The 18,421-nt window shown below is 38.1% G+C and carries 18 protein-coding genes; 17 read left to right on the top strand and 1 reads right to left on the bottom strand.

Annotation, left to right across the window (positions count from 1 at the left end):
- The first annotated feature begins 275 nt into the window (after positions 1–275).
- The 15 genes from NQ550_RS12435 (at position 276) to NQ550_RS12365 (ending at position 14,125) form a co-directional block, all read left to right on the top strand.
- Positions 276–1,532: a serine/threonine protein kinase gene (locus NQ550_RS12435; protein WP_025578703.1), complete on the top strand. Its 1,257-nt coding sequence runs from the start codon at positions 276–278 to the stop codon at positions 1,530–1,532.
- Positions 1,516–2,529 carry a hypothetical protein gene (locus NQ550_RS12430; protein WP_025578705.1) on the top strand — a complete coding sequence of 338 codons (1,014 nt, stop codon included), beginning with the start codon at positions 1,516–1,518 and terminating at the stop codon, positions 2,527–2,529. Before NQ550_RS12435 ends, NQ550_RS12430 begins: the two co-directional genes overlap by 17 nt.
- Positions 2,530–2,595: 66 nt before the next feature.
- Entirely contained in the window at positions 2,596–3,243 is a 648-nt protein-coding gene (locus NQ550_RS12425) for an HAD-IA family hydrolase (RefSeq protein ID WP_022380896.1), read from the top strand.
- A 68-nt stretch (positions 3,244–3,311) separates the two neighbouring features.
- Complete coding sequence (locus tag NQ550_RS12420; protein WP_242833580.1) at positions 3,312–4,082, top strand: CPBP family intramembrane glutamic endopeptidase; 771 nt, start codon at positions 3,312–3,314, stop codon at positions 4,080–4,082.
- A 350-nt stretch (positions 4,083–4,432) separates the two neighbouring features.
- Positions 4,433–4,807, top strand: coding sequence for a GntR family transcriptional regulator (locus NQ550_RS12415; RefSeq protein WP_019162114.1), 375 nt, complete (start codon positions 4,433–4,435; stop codon positions 4,805–4,807).
- Complete coding sequence (locus NQ550_RS12410) at positions 4,804–5,706, top strand: ABC transporter ATP-binding protein (RefSeq protein ID WP_025578709.1); 903 nt, start codon at positions 4,804–4,806, stop codon at positions 5,704–5,706. The genes NQ550_RS12415 and NQ550_RS12410 overlap by 4 nt, the downstream gene beginning before the upstream one ends.
- Positions 5,681–7,738 carry a DUF6449 domain-containing protein gene (locus NQ550_RS12405; RefSeq protein WP_025578710.1) on the top strand — a complete coding sequence of 686 codons (2,058 nt, stop codon included), beginning with the start codon at positions 5,681–5,683 and terminating at the stop codon, positions 7,736–7,738. The genes NQ550_RS12410 and NQ550_RS12405 overlap by 26 nt, the downstream gene beginning before the upstream one ends.
- Positions 7,735–8,502, top strand: coding sequence for a pseudouridine synthase (locus tag NQ550_RS12400; protein ID WP_025578712.1), 768 nt, complete (start codon positions 7,735–7,737; stop codon positions 8,500–8,502). Before NQ550_RS12405 ends, NQ550_RS12400 begins: the two co-directional genes overlap by 4 nt.
- Positions 8,503–8,828: 326 nt before the next feature.
- Positions 8,829–9,572 carry a 30S ribosomal protein S2 gene (gene rpsB / locus NQ550_RS12395; protein WP_008703689.1) on the top strand — a complete coding sequence of 248 codons (744 nt, stop codon included), beginning with the start codon at positions 8,829–8,831 and terminating at the stop codon, positions 9,570–9,572.
- Positions 9,573–9,672: 100 nt separating this feature from the next.
- Entirely contained in the window at positions 9,673–10,611 is a 939-nt protein-coding gene (gene tsf, locus NQ550_RS12390; protein ID WP_019162109.1) for a translation elongation factor Ts, read from the top strand.
- 319 nt (positions 10,612–10,930) lie between these two features.
- Entirely contained in the window at positions 10,931–11,095 is a 165-nt protein-coding gene (locus NQ550_RS12385; RefSeq protein WP_197724771.1) for a hypothetical protein, read from the top strand.
- A 41-nt stretch (positions 11,096–11,136) separates the two neighbouring features.
- Complete coding sequence (locus NQ550_RS12380) at positions 11,137–11,316, top strand: DUF6075 family protein (protein WP_172730324.1); 180 nt, start codon at positions 11,137–11,139, stop codon at positions 11,314–11,316.
- Positions 11,317–11,334: 18 nt separating this feature from the next.
- Positions 11,335–12,117, top strand: coding sequence for a ParA family protein (locus tag NQ550_RS12375; RefSeq protein WP_025578717.1), 783 nt, complete (start codon positions 11,335–11,337; stop codon positions 12,115–12,117).
- Complete coding sequence (locus NQ550_RS12370; protein ID WP_025578719.1) at positions 12,107–12,991, top strand: ParB/RepB/Spo0J family partition protein; 885 nt, start codon at positions 12,107–12,109, stop codon at positions 12,989–12,991. Before NQ550_RS12375 ends, NQ550_RS12370 begins: the two co-directional genes overlap by 11 nt.
- The gene (locus NQ550_RS12365) at positions 12,992–14,125 is read left to right on the top strand and encodes a DUF6017 domain-containing protein (protein ID WP_025578721.1); all 1,134 of its coding nucleotides are present in this window, start codon (positions 12,992–12,994) and stop codon (positions 14,123–14,125) included.
- An 87-nt stretch (positions 14,126–14,212) separates the two neighbouring features.
- On the opposite strand, the gene NQ550_RS12360 is transcribed toward NQ550_RS12365, so the two are convergent.
- On the bottom strand, positions 14,213–14,491 hold the full coding sequence (locus NQ550_RS12360) for a DUF3892 domain-containing protein (RefSeq protein ID WP_081703229.1): 279 nt from the start codon (positions 14,489–14,491) through the stop codon (positions 14,213–14,215).
- A 318-nt stretch (positions 14,492–14,809) separates the two neighbouring features.
- Here NQ550_RS12360 and NQ550_RS12355 point away from each other — a divergent pair, with 318 nt between their 5' ends.
- Both NQ550_RS12355 and NQ550_RS12350 read left to right on the top strand, forming a co-directional pair.
- A complete protein-coding gene (locus tag NQ550_RS12355; RefSeq protein ID WP_025578723.1) occupies positions 14,810–15,856 on the top strand; it encodes an ATP-binding protein in 1,047 nt (348 codons plus the stop codon).
- The gene (locus tag NQ550_RS12350) at positions 15,849–18,092 is read left to right on the top strand and encodes a S8 family peptidase (RefSeq protein WP_025578724.1); all 2,244 of its coding nucleotides are present in this window, start codon (positions 15,849–15,851) and stop codon (positions 18,090–18,092) included. Before NQ550_RS12355 ends, NQ550_RS12350 begins: the two co-directional genes overlap by 8 nt.
- The last annotated feature ends 329 nt before the right edge of the window (positions 18,093–18,421 follow it).

Raw genomic sequence — 18,421 nt, 5'->3', positions numbered from 1 at the left:
TGGCTACGTTACTGAGAACGGAGTGAACAGTAACGTATACTAAGCCCTGTTTACATATATTGTAAATGGGGCTTTTCAAAAAGAACGAAATGTGCTATCATGTATTTATCTAATCTATACGTGATGAAATTCTTTCATCACATTTTCCATTTTTATTTTAAACGAATTGTGAATATCTGCTTGGCTCAGATAAACTGCGGAGCAGTTATTCGGTTATGAGCAAGTAGAGAATCTGATGATTTTATCTGTTTGACAATTGAACAGGAGGTGAACCAGTGAATTTATCTGGAACTGTATTAAAAGGGCGTTACTGTATTCTGGAGCCTGTTGGAAAAGGCGGTGGAGGGAAAGTTTACCTTGCCAGAGATCTGGAACTAGGCGTTTTGTGGGCGGTAAAAGAAATACCGGCATCCGGCAAAAGTGAAGCACGTATGCTTTTGAAGCTTTCACATCCGTCTCTGCCAAAGATGATAGATTATATAGAGGATAACCGGAAATGCTACCTTGTTATGGAATATGTCAAGGGAAAATCGCTGGGTGAGTGTTTAAGAGGCGGAAAACATTTTTCCATAAATGAAATCGTTAAATATGGAATGGAAATTTCAGAGGTATTCTCCTATTTTCATGGTCGGAAACCACCGGTTTATTATGGAGATCTGAAGCCTGACAATCTGATGCTGGGTGAGAATGGAAGATTATATCTGATCGATCTGGGCGGTGCTGTAAACGGATATAAATATCACCATAAAGTATGTACAGGCACTGCCGGTTTTGCTGCGCCGGAACAATATGAGGGAAAGATAAATGCAGCAACAGATATTTATACATTTGGAAAAACATTATCTGCCTTATGTGGAAAAACAGATTGTCTGTTATTCATCCGGAACATGTCATTATTCTGGCTTATTTTCAGATGCTGCATGAAGAAACCGGAAATGCGTTATCAAAATATGAAGACTGTACAGAAAAAACTAAGCAGAATCCAGAAGAGACAAAATCAGAGTAAAATTAAAAACATGTTGGTTTTGGCAGGGAGCAGTATTGCTTTTGCAGTAATAACTGTTTTTCTTCTGTTTAGTTCTGATCTGGTATCCGGTTCCAAAACATTTGATTTTTATGAAGAGCTAACTGATATTACAGACCTTTATTATCAGGAAGAATTTCAAAACGGCAGTAAAGCGGACAGGGAAAAAATTTGTGAACAGGCAGATACCGGACTGCGGAAATTACAAAAACAATGCACTGAAAAAGAGGAGTCAAGAAAGATATTACAGCTTCTGGCAATAAACGGTGAGTACCAGGAAAATTATGAAAATGCAGGATTCTACTATGAGCAAATGCTTCTTTATGATGAAATTTACAGAGCCGGATACGGTGAATATGGAATGTTCCTGTTCCGTACCGGGCAAAAGGAAGCCGGTCAGGCACTATGGACAGAATATAAGTCGAAAGAAACAATGTTAGACGATACAGTCAGCAGAAATCTGAGATTGTGGGAAAAGGAGATGACTAAGAGTGAAGAAAAATCATAACAGACTCTGGATTGTGACATTTGTATGTTTATGTCTGTGTCTGACTTCGACTATCTCTGCCATGCAGATGGGAGGTTTTGATATTGATGTAGGAAATGGAGAAAACAGCAGCTGGCAATGGCATGAGGAACAGCAGTGGAATCAGAGCAGTTGGGAGAATGCGTGGGAAAATAACCGGCAGACTGGAGACAACACATCAGAAACTCCTGCACAGAACGATCAGGCCCAGGACAATGGATATCAGTATGATTCTGATACAGGAAACGGAACACAGGATAATATACAGCAATGGAATGGTGTACAGCAGAATAACACTGACTGGAATAACAGCAGTCAATGGAACAATAATTCTCAGTGGGATAATAATTCTCAGAATAATAATGCCCAGAATAATAACGTTCAGAGTAATAATGCCCGGAATAATAATTCTGCATGGAACGCTCAACCTCAGACAGATAACAATATGCAGATAACATCCCGGACGGATAATGAATCCGCTGTTAAGATATCAGAAAAACCCACCTCAACATCAATACCTGTACCAACACCTAAACCTGCGAAAAATCCGAAGCTGACAAAAACACCCAAATCAACTCAGCCCCCAACTCCTAAGCCGTCAAAAAAGAAAAATAAGAAGAAACAAAATAAAGCAAAGAAAACAGAAAAAGAAAACAAGAATACAGGTAATTCCAAAGTGTTTCAGAATAAAGAAAACCAGGGGGATACTGTTGAATACACGCATGTAAAAGATGAAGCTGTTAAGTTTCATTGCACACAAAATACAGATAGTTTCCATACCCCGCGAATTCAGATAATATCCCGGGGCTCTGTTCAGATTCTTTCTTTTCGGCTTAACAAAACAGAATGTCCCTGGCATTGGGAAGGAGACTGGATCATACCGGATACGGAAGATGAAAATGTAAAAGAAATAGAATTGTTGGTTATCTCTCAAGGCGGAAAGCTGATAAAAATGAATCCCTGGATTTTTTCCTCATAGACGCTTCAGGAAAACAATGCTATAATTTATCATATTATATCAATTTTTCTGAGACAGGAGGAACCTATGTACAAAGTAATTTTGTTTGATTTAGATGGAACATTAACAGAATCCGGAGAGGGTATCACGAAATCTGTTCAGTATGCACTGGAGAGAATTGGAAAGCCTGAACCGGACCTTGAGAAACTGAAGGTTTTCATAGGACCGCCGCTTATGGAGATGTTTATGCAATATGCACAGATTGATGAGGCAACCGCAAAACAGGCGGTGGAAATTTACAGAGAACGCTATTCTGTGACAGGAATCTTTGAAAATGCCGTATATCCGGGAATTGAGAACATGCTGGCACAGTTGGAGAAGAAAGGATATATTCTCGCAGTAGCATCCTCTAAACCGGAAGTATATGTGAGACAGATCCTGGATCATTTTGGACTTACCCGGTACTTCACAGAAATCGGCGGAAGCGAATTGAATGGTCGAAGAACAAACAAGACAGAAGTGATCGAAGATGTTCTGAAACGTCTGAATATGGACAAACACAGAGATCAGGTTATTATGGTTGGAGATAAAGAACATGATGTATACGGAGCACGCAAAGCTGGCCTGGAATGCATTGCAGTTTCTTTCGGATATGGAACTGAAGAAGAGCTTAAACAGGCAGAACCTCTGAAAATCGTTGATTCTGCAGAAGGAATCGTAGATTTTTTCGCCTGAGCCCTCTGCGAAAACAAAATATTGTTTCTAAAATCTGGAGGGCAGGATATCCGGCAGGAATCCATTTTGTGATTTCGCAGATCGTTGCAGGGACTGCGTTGGCAGTATTTGCAAGAACAGCAGAAAATTCGGCAGAGACATACTATAATTACACGATTTTTCTCACAGGCTTAACAGGAATCCTGGCTATGATCCCGGCATTGTATTTTTATCGAAGAGATAAAGTTAGAAGAATTGCCGGCGGTCTGATCCCGGCACAGAAAAAAGTACCGCTTTCCTTACTGGAAATAATTCTTCTGCTTCTGGCAGGAGCCGGACTTGCACAGTATGGAAACTTCCTGATGGCAATTCTTCAGTCATTTATCAACAGCAGTGCCTACCAGGAAAGCATGACCAGAATTACAGAAGGAAAATCACTTCTTATGATGATTTTCTGGATGGGAATTATTGCACCTGCGGCGGAGGAAATGATCTTCCGCTGGTTAATCTATCTGCGTCTGCGTGACTGGCTGAAGATGCCGGTGGCAGCAGTGATTTCCGGAGTGGTCTTTGGTATCTATCACGGAAATATCGTACAGGGAATTTACGCAAGTATCCTCGGAACTGCATTTGCATGGATACTGGAAATGAGTGGAAATATTTACAGCAGTATGCTGCTCCATATGGGAGCAAACATCTGGTCACTGCTTATCTCAGAATATGCACTGGATTTGTATTCCATGAAATATGGGGTACAGATTCTCATATTGATCTATCTGATTCTGTTGATCAGTGTGGTATATTGCCTTACCCATTTCGAAAAGATGTGCAGTATAAGAAAAAAGAAAAGAATGATATAAAAATAGAGACAAGATAAAGACATCTGCAATTGTGGAATGACAGTACACATGCAGGTGTCTTTGTTATTAGAAAAAAGATTATGTTAAGGCAAAAAGAAAATAATCAGTATACGGAAATTTAGATGTACTGGAAAGAGTAAAACCTAACAGTTTGATTAGGATTCGGAAATAACCTTTTACTGAATTAAACAGAGAATATCTGTTTGACAAATAAGTATTTAGCTATTAAGTACTTGACAGATACAACAGTATTTTGTATTATGAGTGTATCAATACAACTAATACACTGAATACACGCATAAAATAAAACAACACATCATGAAACACGTAACAGAAAGGAGGAATCACCAGTGATTGTTTTGGATTATCAGGACAGGCGTCCAATCTATGAACAGGTTACAGATAAATTTCAGATCCTAATCCTGAACGGTGTCCTGCCGCCGGGATCGCAGATGCCGTCAGTAAGGCAGCTTGCCACAGAACTGTCCGTCAATCCCAACACGATCCAGCGTGCATATATGGAGCTGGAGAAACTGGGACTGATCTATCCTGTAAAAGGCAGAGGAAATTTCGTAGCAGACAGCTCTCAGGTACAGAAGATAAACAGAGAGAGCTACCGAAAAGAATTCACAGCACTGATACAGAAAGGCAGAAACACAGGATTCAACAGAGAGGAACTGGAGAAAATGCTTGCGGAAATCTTTGAAAAGGAGGACGAATCATGATAGAGATCAGAAACTGCAGTAAAGCTTTCGGAGAGATCCATGCCATTGACCATGTATTAATGGAAATCGGTGAACGCCAGATTTTCGGACTGGTAGGGACCAACGGTGCAGGAAAGAGCACGCTGCTTCGAATGGCTGCCGGAGTGATAAAGCCGGACGAAGGAGAAATCCTGGTGGATCAGGAACCGGTCTATGAGAATGAAAAGATAAAACAGCAGATATTTTACATTTCAGACGGTGGATATTTTCCACAGGGATATACGGCAGCAGATCTGAAAGATTTCTACAGAGAATATTATCCGGACTTTATGACTGACCGTTACAGTAAATTAATGGACCAGTTTCATCTGGATGAGAAACGCAGGATCAGTTCCTACAGCAAGGGAATGAAGAAACAGCTTCTGGTCATTATGGGAATCAGTGCAGGGACAAAATATCTGTTATGCGATGAAACGTTCGATGGACTTGATCCGGTCATGCGTCAGGCAGTAAAGAGTCTGTTTGTGTCTGAAATCATGAATCGGGATTTTACCCCGGTGATCGCATCTCATAATATGAGAGAACTGGAGGACGTGTGTGACCATGTAGGACTCCTGCACAAAGGAGGAATTCTTTTATCCAGAGAACTGGAAGACATGAAATTCCATATCCATAAGATCCAGTGTGTACTGCCGGATCAGACAAAAGAAGAAGCACTTTTGAAAGAATTGGACGTTTTAAAGAAAGAACATCAGGGATCACTTCTGATACTTACTGCAAGAGGGACCAGAGAAGAAATACTTCAGAAAGTACAGACACAGAATCCAATATTCTGCGAAGTGATTCCATTGACACTGGAGGAGATATTTATCAGCGAAACGGAGGTGGCAGGCTATGAAGTCAAAAACATTTTCTGGTAGATCATTAAGAAGCAGCTTAAAAGGCAGTACCTGGATTCTGGTGCTGTTGTTACTGGGGTTTATGGTTGCATTTCCGGTAGCAGAACTGATGCTGATCGGAAATCAGACGGATGAAATCCACAGGATGACTTTTGCCATGATCTGTTCCTATCTGATAGTTCCAGGCTTTTTGGTTACAATGCTTGCGGCCGTTGTAAATGCCCTGAATGAATTCTGGTATCTTTTTTCCAGAGATAAGATTGATTTTTATCACAGTCTTCCGGTAACAAGAAGCAGGTTCTTTTGGGAAAAAGCAATCAGAGGTCTGGTGCTGTATCTGGTTCCATATGTGATCATGGAACTGATCACAATGGCGATCGCAGTCAGCAAAGGACATGGTAGTCATCTGATCACGGCAGCGGGGAAAATGTTTCTGGAACATTTGCTTATGTATCTGCTGCTGTATTTCGGAGCAGTGTTGGCACTGGCAATTGCGGGAAATATTCTGGCAGGTATTCTGTCATTATGCTGTGTTTACCTTTACGGACCGGTACTGGGCATTCTTTTATGGGTGCTGGAAATGATGTATTTCAGAACGAATATGGGACTTAAAGAGGGAATGGCAGAAAAGATATCTGTTTTTCTTTCACCTGTATCTATTTCCGTGGCATTGCGGACTTATTCAGGACAAAAGAATTTCTGGATCATTATAGTGGGCGGGATACTGCTTCTGATTGTTCTGGCAGTATGTGCATATCTGGCATATACAAAGCGTCCAGCTGAGAAAACAGGAAAATCTTTTGTTTACGGATTTCTGGAACCAATCCTTTTGTTTATGGTCGTAATCCCTGCTGCTCTGGCAATTGGAACGATGTTTGCGCTGATCGGACCGGAAGAGAACAGGACTGGCTGGTGGATATTCGGGCTTGTGTTGGGGACAGTTGCATTTTATGGAATTTTGCAGGTTATTTTTGCAATGGATTTCCGTAAAATGGCAGCACATAAGCTGCAGCTTCTGCTTTTGGGAATATGTGTAGCTGTCAGTGCCTGGATATTACACACAGATGCCATCGGATATGATACAAGAATTCCGACAATGGCAAAAACTGAGGGAATCAGTCTGAATCTGGAGCGGATAGGAACTGAGAGTGTGAATGAACCGCAGATGGAAGTGAGCTCTGGTTCATATAAACTGGACAGACTCTTTTATTTTATGGGCGGAAATTATGGCAGATGGACAGATGCAGGAATGTCAGATACAACCTATGAAGTGTTAAAAGAAATTGCGTCTTATCAGAACAGTAAGGAGTGCAGCGGAACAGAAATAGGAGTTCAGTTTAAAAAGAAGAGCGGTTTCGATATTACCAGACAATATATAGTGACAGCGGAGCAGCTTGGCAGACTGCTGGAAGCATGCTATGAGCAGGGAACATTAAAAGATAATAAATATGATATTCTGGAAAAGTACAGACAGAAAGTGTCTTTTATAACAGTAGATCCTTTAAATGAATTAGATGATCAGTACTCTGTAACATTGGAAAAATCTGACAGTCAGAAGCTGCTGGATCTGCTGAAACAGGATATAGCAGAAGCCTCACCGCAGGAACTTATAGGAATCCCGTGTGGACAGATGGAGCTTTACGCTACTTCCTATGCAGATATGGATGAGCATATTGCACCGGAATCCTATGCAGAAGTAGGAAGATATATTTTCCCGACATTTAAGCGGACACTTGTTTTCCTGAAAGAAAAAGGTTATGCTTTTGTTATGGAAAAAGAAAATCTGAAACAGTACGATTATTCAGTGACATATAATGCAGAAGAAATGGATGTCACAGATCCTGAACAGAAAGAAGAATTAGCCCAGAGCCTGATCCGTGAATTGGAGTGTCCGGCATGGCTGGAAACGGAGGCGGGTGTGAGTGTGAAAGTGGCTCTGAACAGTACAGAGTCTGCCGGAGAATCGCTAAACGGAATAGAGTTTGCTGTACTGAAAGAGAAAGAGCCGGAATTTATAAAGAAAATAGTAGAAACTGGCGAGGAAGAAGAATGAAGAAAGCAGTTCGTCTGGACAAGTTCCTGGCAGATGCAGGAGCAGGAACCAGAAGTGAGGTAAAAAAATTTATTCAAAAAGGAAAAGTCCAGGTCAACGGTGTGCCTGCAAAGAAATCGGAGATCAAGGTCAGTGAAGAGGATGAAGTAGTTCTGGACGGAAACAGAATTTCCCAGGCACCGGAATTTGTCTATTATCTTCTGCACAAACCGGCAGGGTATGTTAGTGCCACAGAAGATAAGCGGGACAAAACAGTGATGGAACTTGTAGCATCAGACAGAAAAGGCCTGTTTCCGGTGGGAAGACTGGACAAAGATACGGAAGGACTGCTTCTGATCACAGACGACGGGGCAGTGGCGCATGAATTGCTTTCTCCAAAGAAACATGTGGACAAGACCTATTATGCGGTTACAGACGGATGTATGACCAAAGAGGATGTGCAGCGCTTCGCAGATGGTCTGGAAATCGGAGAAAAAAATCCCACAATGCCGGCAAAACTGGAGATCCTCAGTACAAGAAAAGTTGAAGAGACAGAACTGGAACAGTACCCGTCAGGATGGTCATCAGAAATTCAGCTTACGATCAAAGAGGGGAAATTCCATCAGGTCAAGCGAATGACAGAAACAGTAGGAAAGAAAGTCGTCTATCTGAAACGAATTTCCATGGGAGTATTGACATTGCCGGATGATCTCAAAAAAGGCGAATGCCGACAGTTGACTGCAGAAGAAGAAAAGAGATTAAAAGAAAGTATTGTCACAAAATAAGTAAAATTGTAAGAATACATGGTTGATTGTCCGCTGATATAATGGACATTATAACATGTGTCGGTAAAGTGCAGGAAACTGAGTTTGTCAGAAGCAGATCAGAACCTGGAAGAAACTGTAAAAATAATAAAAAATTTGCAAAAAACCCTCTTTACATGGAGGGTTTTTGTATGCTATACTACAGAAGTTGCGAGTCATGCGCATCTATTGTGCATGCAAAAATATACACGTTCGGAGATTCCCGCGGATGGTGCCCTGCGGTGTGAGGCTGGGTCCCCAGGAAAAAGAACCGGGCGGAAGAAATTAACCAAAAAAGGAGAACAAACATGAGCGTTATTTCAATGAAACAGCTTTTAGAAGCAGGCGTACATTTCGGACATCAGACAAGAAGATGGAACCCTAAAATGGCTCCATACATCTACACAGAGAGAAACGGTATCTACATCATCGACTTACAGCAGTCTGTAGGTATGGTTGACGATGCTTACAATGCAATCGCTGATATCGTAGCAGACGGTGGAAGCATCTTATTCGTAGGAACAAAGAAACAGGCTCAGGATGCTATCAAAACAGAAGCAGAGCGTTGCGGACAGTTCTATGTAAACGAGAGATGGTTAGGTGGTATGCTTACAAACTTCAAAACTATCCAGAGCCGTATTGCAAGACTGAAAGAAATCGAAGCTATGGAAGCTGATGGAACATTTGATGTTCTTCCTAAGAAAGAAGTTATTGAGCTGAAAAAAGAACTTGCAAAATTACAGAAAAACATCGGCGGTATCAAAGAAATGAAGAGACTTCCGGATGCAATCTTCATCGTAGATCCTAAGAAAGAAAGAATCTGCGTACAGGAAGCTCATACATTAGGAATCCCGCTTATCGGTATCTGCGATACAAACTGCGATCCGGAAGAACTGGATTATGTAATTCCGGGTAACGATGATGCAATCCGTGCAGTAAAATTAATCGTTTCCAAAATGGCAGACGCTGTTATCGAAGCAAAACAGGGTACTGCAGATGCAGACGGTGAAATCGAAGCTGAATCTGAAGAGTTCGCAGCTACAGAAGAATAATTTTTTGAACCAGTACAGGAAAGCCGACAGGCTTTCCTGTCATTGAAAAAGGAAAAGCCCCTCCGGGCGATTTACGAATATTATTCAGGAGGAAAATGAAATGGCTATCACAGCAGCACAGGTAAAAGAATTAAGAGAAATGACCGGCGCCGGAATGATGGATTGTAAGAAAGCTCTTACAGCTACAGAAGGTGATATGGATAAAGCAGTAGAATTCCTTCGCGAAAAAGGTCTTGCTACAGCACAGAAGAAAGCAAGCCGTGTAGCAGCAGAAGGTCTTTGCAAAACTTTAGTTTCCGAAGACGGAAAGAAAGCAGTTGTTGTAGAAGTTAACGCTGAGACAGACTTCGTAGCTAAGAATGAAAAATTCCAGAACTACGTTGCAGATGTAGCAGCTCAGGCTATGAACACAACAGCAGCAGATATCGATGCTTTTCTTGCAGAAGCATGGGCACTTGATACAACTAAGACTGTTAAAGAAGCTCTTGCAGCTCAGATCGCAGTTATCGGCGAGAACATGAACATCAGAAGATTTGCTCAGGTTACAGAAGAGAACGGTTTCGTTGCTTCCTACACACATATGGGCGGTAAGATCGGTGTTCTTGTAGACGTTGAAACAGACGTAGTTAACGATGCTGTTAAAGAAATGGCTAAGAACGTAGCAATGCAGATTGCAGCTCTGAAACCACAGTACACAAGCGATAGCGAAGTAAGCGCAGAATACATTGAGCATGAGAAAGAAATCCTTATGGCTCAGATCCAGAACGATCCGAAAGAATCCCAGAAACCGGCTAAGGTTATCGAAGGAATGATCACAGGTCGTATCAAAAAAGAGCTTAAAGAAATCTGCCTTCTTGACCAGACATACGTTAAAGCTGAAGACGGAAAACAGTCTGTAGCTAAATACGTAGAGCAGGTTGCTAAAGAAAACGGTGCTAAGATCACTGTTAAAGGTTTCGTACGTTACGAGACAGGTGATGGTATCGAAAAGAAAGAAGAGAACTTTGCAGAAGAAGTTGCAAAACAGATGGGTAAATAATCTGTAAAGATTAATTTTCTATTTAAATTTCAGTATTTATAGGCCCTGAGAGTCTTATAAACACTACGTTTTAGAAGTGATTATAAGATTTTCAGGGCTTTTTTTCTCTATTTTTTTCTAAAAAGTCTAAATTATCTTCAGGCATCACTGAAAATCGTCAAAAAATGCAATTAGTTGAGTACAAAATGAGTAAAAGTTGAGTAAAAACCGAGGTCTGAAATCTTCAGCGAAGTTTACTCAAGTTATCGGCGATTTTATTAGATTACTATAATTTTCAAACTTCAAATTATAAAACTTTGAACTATAAGAAAGGAGAAAAATGGTAAAAATCAGATTGATGGGAAAGAAAGAAGATATGCATGCGATGATAAAAAGAATTTATCAGATTGAGGACGTGCAAGTCATAGAAACATCAGATTTTTATATGAACAAAGGTACAAGTAAATATGGAAGAATTTATATGGAAGTAGAACCCAGAAAATAAGAAAGATGATTTCAGTATAGAAAGGAAGCGGGTGATTGCAAATGAGTAATACAGCGCTAGGTGCAATGAAGAGTTTAGAGTTTGCAGGTAAAGAGCATGAAAATAGTGAATCAAAGATCAATGAATGTAAGGGATATTCCGTAGAGCAGATCTTCTGTTGTGATCATGCTAAATATTTTTGGGAAGCAGTTAAATTTAGATATCCAGAATATTGTCTGTAAAACTAAGGAGGAAGAGATATGTGTATTATTGCAGTAGCAAATCAGAAAGGCGGAACAGGAAAGACAACCACTTGTGTGAATTTAGGGATTGGACTTGCCAGGACGGGAAAAAAGGTTTTATTAGTAGATGCGGATGCTCAGGGGAGCATGGCTGTAAGTCTTGGAGTCGTAGAGCCGGATAATCTCGATCATACAATCGTGAGTATCATGGAAAAAGTAATCAATGATGAAAGTATAGATGATAATGAGGGAATTATGCATCACGAAGAGGGTGTTGATTTTATTCCGGCTAATATCGAATTAGCAGGATTGGAAACTGCACTGGTTGGGGTGATGAGTCGTGAATTTGTATTGAAGTCATATCTGGATCATATGAAGGATAAATATGATTATATATTGATCGACTGTATGCCGTCACTGGGGATGGTAACGATTAATGCACTGGTGGCTGCTGATTATGTATTGATTCCGGTGGAAGCTGCATATCTTTCGACAAAAGGTTTACAGCAGTTGATAAAAACAATTGGAAAGGTTCGCCGCAGGCTGAATCCGTCGTTAGAAATTTTGGGAATACTATTAACCAAAGTAGATCGCCGTGCAAATTTTTCAAAAGATATCTGCGATCAGATCAGAGAAGTGTATGGTAGAAATATCCATATTTTTGAAAACTGTATTCCAATGTCCATCCGGGCGGCAGAAACGTCTGCAGAGGGAAGAAGCATTTATTATTACGATCCTAAAGGTATTGTAGCAGAGGGATATCAGAGTCTGACGAAAGAGGTGCTGAGAAATGAGAAGTAAAAGTGCTGAAAAAATCAAACTTACATCATATGAAGATCTGTTTGGAGAAACTGTGCAGGATAATGGAGAAAAAGTCGTATATATTCCTCTTGATAAATTACATCCGTTTAAGAATCATCCATTTCAGGTAAAAGATGATTCCAAAATGCAGGAAACGGTAGCCAGTGTAGAACAGTATGGTGTACTGGTTCCTGGCATTGTACGTCCCTCTGAAAATGGTACATATGAGATTATTTCCGGTCATAGACGTTGTAGAGCATGTGAACTGGCAGGTATGGAAGACATGCCTGTTCTGATCAGAAATCTGAATGATGATGAAGCTACTATTATAATGGTAGACTCCAACATTCAGAGAGAGGATATTGCTCCCAGTGAAAAGGCTTTTGCTTATAAGATGAAATTTGAAGCATTGAGACATCAGGGAAGCAAAGGCGAAAAATTTACAGCTGATATAGTAGGAGAGAAAGCAGGAGAAAGTGGAAGAACCGTACACCGTTATATTCGTTTGACTGAGTTGATTCCTGGAATGCTGGAAATGGTAGATAACAATATGATCAATGTGGGGATTGGTGAAAGATTATCTTACCTGAGGAAGACTGAGCAGGAATATTTGCTGAAACTATTCGTGGAAAGAAATATCCGTATAAAAAAAGAACAGGCAGAACAGCTGAAAAAATTGAGCAGCAAAAAAATGCTTACAGAGGAAATGATAGATTCACTTCTTATTAAAAAAGATACCTCAGAGAAAAAGGATGTTCTTTCATACAAGACAATAGGAAAATTTTTTCCGCCAGAGTATACAAAAGAACAGATAACTGCTGTTGTATTTGAACTTTTAGCAGAATGGAAAGAGAACAAGGTAGGTGAGGAATAAATGCAGAAAGTACAATTTGAATATTTCTATAATGATGATTCTGATCAGTATAGTTTTTATCGTATTCCGAAATTGCTGTTTACAGAGGAATATTTTTCCTCACTTTCTTGTGAAGCAAAGGTATTGTACGGTCTTATGTTAGACCGTATGAGCCTGAGCTTAAAGAACAAATGGTTTGATGAGCAGGATCGGGCGTATATCATTTTTACAATAGAAGATGTAATGGAACTCTTGAATTGCAAAAGCCAGAAAGCAGTTAAGATTATGAAAGAACTTGATGCAGAGGATGGAATCGGACTTATTGAGAAAATAAGACAGGGCTTTGGAAAGCCTAATATCATTTATGTGAAAAATTTTATGATAAAAGAGGCTGAAGAACAACGGCAACAAGTCCAGCAGAATGAGCTGCCTAAGAATTGTGAAAATCAAAATTCAGTAATGCAGAACTCTGCAGATTTCAACACTGTCGATAGTGAAAATCAAAATTCAGTAATACGAACCCCCGTAAATTTCAGCACTGTTGATAGTGAAAATCAAAATTCAGTAATGCGAAATCTCGTAAATTTCGGCATTGTCGATGGTGAAAATCAAAATTCAGTAATACAGAGTCCCGCAGATTTCAGCGCTGTCGATAGTGAAAATCAAAATTCAGCAATTGTGAAAATCAAAAATCAAGAATGCCGAAAATCAAAATCTAATTATACTGATTATAGTAAAACTGATATAAGCAAGAATAATCCTATCTATCCATCAAAAACAGGATCGATGGATGAGATGGATAAATATAAGTGCGTTGTGAGAAAAAATATTAATTATACATGTTTTGAGAATGATTGGGCTTATGATATAAAGATGGTAGATGAGCTGATTGACCTGATAGTGGAGATCATGACACTGCCAGATACTACAACTGTGCGAATTGGCGGGATAGAAAAAAATGTAGCTCTGGTAAAAAGCCAGTTTATGAAGCTGAAAAAAGCACATATAGAGTATGTGATAAATTGCCTGAAGAAAAATACGACCAAAATCAGTAACATCCATGCATATCTACTTACAACCTTGTATAATGCGCCGTTGACCATGGACAGCTATTATCAGGCGAAAGTGAATTATGATCTGTACGGGAATAGTTAAGCGAATGACATAAAAGTTTATGACATTGTGTCATAAACTAAAAGAGGTACACAACTGGCATCTTTCAGTTGTGCACCTCTATAAGAATTATTTGCATCTAGGTAGTTTTAATAAATTATCGTTAGGTGTATCATTCGGCGCGGAGCGGACATATTTTTCTCCGTTTGAACTTGTTGCAGGTATTAAATCAGGATAAGGATAAATGTTTACTTGGATGGAATGAGGATGTTGTTTCAAATAATTATGTAAAGTAGTTTTATCAAAAAATCCTGGGCTAGTACATCCCTCTATATAAATTTCAGATATTTCAGATGTTCTGGTTGAATAATAACAGCCAGATTTCATTTTAATTTTAGTGGCTTTCATTATTATGAGTGCTCCTTTCTATGAGTTATATAAATAATAGTTATGTATGTAAACAATAAGAAAAGAAACAAACGAATGTTTTGGATTGTGTCGGTTATAATTCTATGATACACTAATCTCGGCTAAAAGTTTATATGTATATAGAAATCAGTATGCTATTCGTTTAGATGCTTTGGTTTCTTTTTTATTGGAATTTTTATTTCTGAATTTAATATATCATTACTACTAAAAAAAGTCAATATAAAATTTGTCCCAATATTGACAAATTTGTCCCATGACATTATTATATAAGTATAAAAAAGAATAGGGGTGACGCAAATGAAAAAAAAGAGCGTTATAAATTTAATTAAATATTATGCAGAGAATAATGATTCAGGATTTAGAAGTGAAGCATATGAAATAGCAAAAGACTTTGACAAATCAGGAGATTATCAGTTAGCAGAATATATTATGGCGTTGATGTCTGATGCTAACACATTTGTACCACAAATGCAGGAAAATGATTCAGCATTATTTGAGAGGATAGAATCTTCTGGAGAAAGTTTATGGCTTCCCGAAAAAATAACGCAGGATATGTTAGGAATTGTTCATGCAATATCGTACAATGCTGGAATAAATAAATTTTTGTTTCAGGGAGCGCCAGGAACTGGAAAAACAGAGGCTGTTAAACAATTAGCACGTATACTAAATAGAGAAATCTACATGGTTGATTTTGCTGGCGTTATTGATAGTAAGCTTGGACAGACGCAAAAAAATATTGCTACATTATTTAAAGAGATTAATAATTTTGTTCATCCTGAAAAGGTTATAGTTTTATTTGATGAAATTGATGCAGTTGCATTAGATCGTACAAACGCAAATGATTTGCGAGAAATGGGAAGAGCAACTTCAGCTATGCTTAAAGGAATGGATTATATGGATGAGAGAGTTGTTATGGTAGCAACAACAAATTTGTTTTCACATTTTGATAAAGCTTTGGTGCGAAGATTTGATTCAGTGATTGATTTTAATAGATATACACCAAAGGATTTAATTACGATTGCTGAAGAATTTCTAAATAAATTTCTCTCAAAATTTAAACTGGCAAATAAGGACATACGACTATTTAGGAAAATTATAATGCTGCTAGATCCAATTCCATATCCGGGAGAATTAAAAAATATAATCAGAACTGCGGTTGCATTTAGTGATCCGGGAGATTCCATGGATTATCTGCGAAGATTATATTATACAGCTACTAATGAAAACCCAGAGGATTTGAAGAAACTTCAGGAACAAAAGTTTACAATTCGAGAGATAGAGATATTGACAAAAATACCTAGAAGTACTGTGGCAAGGGAATTAAAGGGGATAAAGGATGAATAATATATTACAATTAAAAGGACAATTTTATAAAAGAAAAAATACACAAAGTTTTGGGCAGGTTAATTTACCTAAAGGAGCAAAAGTTTCAGCAAAACATGTGGATGATTTGAGAAAACAGTTAGAGGGTGTAAAAAAGTTTTGGGAAAATAATCCAGTAATCAAAGGAGCTTTGGTAAGTGTTCACTATCAGAGAGTAGTTCCTAAAAGTAATCGAGTTCAAATACTTTTGGGTGAAATAGGAAAACATCCCAATGATGCGATCCGGGGAGCTAAATTTGTAGATGAGCATATAGAAAATAATAAAATTAGAAAAAAACATGTGTTCACATATTTTGTTTCTTTGGAAACTCTCCAAAAAACGATTGACTATCTGGTGAAGTGCGAAAAAGTAATAAAGAAGTTTTATAATGATGAAATATCTGATATAGAGACAGAAATTATTAATCAGGGACGATATGATGATACTATCATGAAGAAAAATCCGTTTTTAAAGACAGTGGTTGACTCGTATTATGTAGAACGTTTTCAAATTGATCAGGCACCAGAAGAAGCAAAGGAAAGTTCAATAGTTACGATTTATAAAACTGGCGTAGAGACAATAGAACTTTTGAGTAAATTTGGAATTGAAATGATAAATGCCAAGATGATTAATGAGACTACACTACGTTTAGATAAAAATGAGATAGAAATATTACAAAATAATGCACCTTATTTAATTGCAATGCAGGTGAAAGATTTTTCCAAAGTTGTAGTAGATGATTTAGAACAAAGAGATAATGAAGAGGTAATATCAATAGTTTCTCCAAAAAATGAACCGACAGTAGGAGTAATTGATACTCAATTTGATGAAAGAGTTTATTTTCATGAATGGGTAGAATATCATAAAAGAATAGATGATAATATTAGTTTAAACTTGGATGATTATTTCCATGGTACAGCAGTTTCATCAATCATTGTTGATGGACCAAGGTTTAATCCTAAGTTAGAGGATGGATGTGGACATTTTAAAGTAAGACATTTTGGAGTTGCAAGAGCTGGTGGATTTAGTTCCTTTACAATATTAAAACAGATAAGGGATATTGTCGCTTCGAACAGGGATATTAAAGTATGGAATTTGTCATTAGGATCAGCAATGGAGATTAATCCGAACTTTATATCACCAGAAGCCGCTGAATTAGATCGAATTCAATGTGAATATGATGTTATTTTTGTTGTGGCAGGAACTAATAGAAGTCCTAAAAATATAGAAAGTATAAAAATAGGAGCACCTGCAGATTCTTTAAATTCAATAGTGGTAAATGCGGTTGATTTTGCCGGAAAGCCAGCATCATATACAAGAGTTGGTCCGGTATTATCCTTTTTTTATAAACCGGATATTTGTTATTATGGCGGAGATAAATCTGAAAGAATTACAGTATGTGAACCATTAGGTGAAGCAAATGTCTGTGGCACATCATTTGCTGCGCCTTGGATAACAAGAAAAGTAGCATATTTGATTCACATAGTTGGATTAAGTAGAGAAGTGGCAAAAGCTCTGATAATTGATTCCGCGGCTGGCTGGAATAGACAAGATGGCATAAATTATTCTATGGGTTATGGAATTGTCCCTAAAAATATACAGGATATAATACATTCTTCAGATGATGAAATTCAATTTATAATGAATGGAATTATAGATGAATATGAGACATATACTTATAATATACCAGTGCCTCAAGATATGAATGCATATCCATTTTTTGCCAAAGCAACATTAGTATATTTTCCAAGTTGTGATAGAGATCAGGGAGTTGATTATACAAGTACAGAAATGGATTTGCATTTTGGAAGAATTATGGAAAAAAACGGTAAAGCAACTATAAAAGCTATTGATTATAATAAACAGGCTGAAGAGGGATTACAAAAAATTTATGAAGAGTCTGCAAGAAAATTGTATCGAAAATGGGACAATGTAAAACATATCAGTGAGACATTAAAAGATAATGCAAGACCTCGAAAAGTTTATGATTCCGGAATGTGGGGAATAAGTATAAAAACAAAAGAGCGTCTTTTACCAAAAGCGGGTAGAGGGCTGCAATTTGGATTGGTTGTTACATTAAAAGAAATGAATGGTATTAACAGAATTGATGAATTTATTAAATTATGTATGATTAAAGGCTGGCTAGTAACATCTATCGACGTTCAGAATCAGATTGATGTTTACAGTAAGGCTGAAGAAGAAATTGAATTTGAATAAATTTATCGGTATAATATCATTTTTATAGGATGTGTAGATAGGACGAAATCTCTTGGCAGGGGATGTCGTCCTATTGTTATTTTAGTTAGATATATGTATTTTTGAGTTTATAAAGTTGAAAAAGACACATATGGAATACATGATAAACAGTCTAAAGAAAAATATCACCAAGATTGGTAACATTTGGGCATAGTTGCTGCGGGGCTGACAACCTGGTACAATGTTCTGCTAATAATGGAAGGCTATTGGGGGGCGAAAGTGAACTATGATTTGCATTAAGATATTTAAGGAAAATTATTAAAGAATGTGAGATTGTATCATAAAGTGAA

It is taken from the genome of Blautia wexlerae DSM 19850, from assembly GCF_025148125.1.
Classification (GTDB): domain Bacteria; phylum Bacillota; class Clostridia; order Lachnospirales; family Lachnospiraceae; genus Blautia_A; species Blautia_A wexlerae.
Note: the sequence above shows the minus strand (reverse complement) of the source record. Positions and strands in the feature narration are given on the sequence as shown.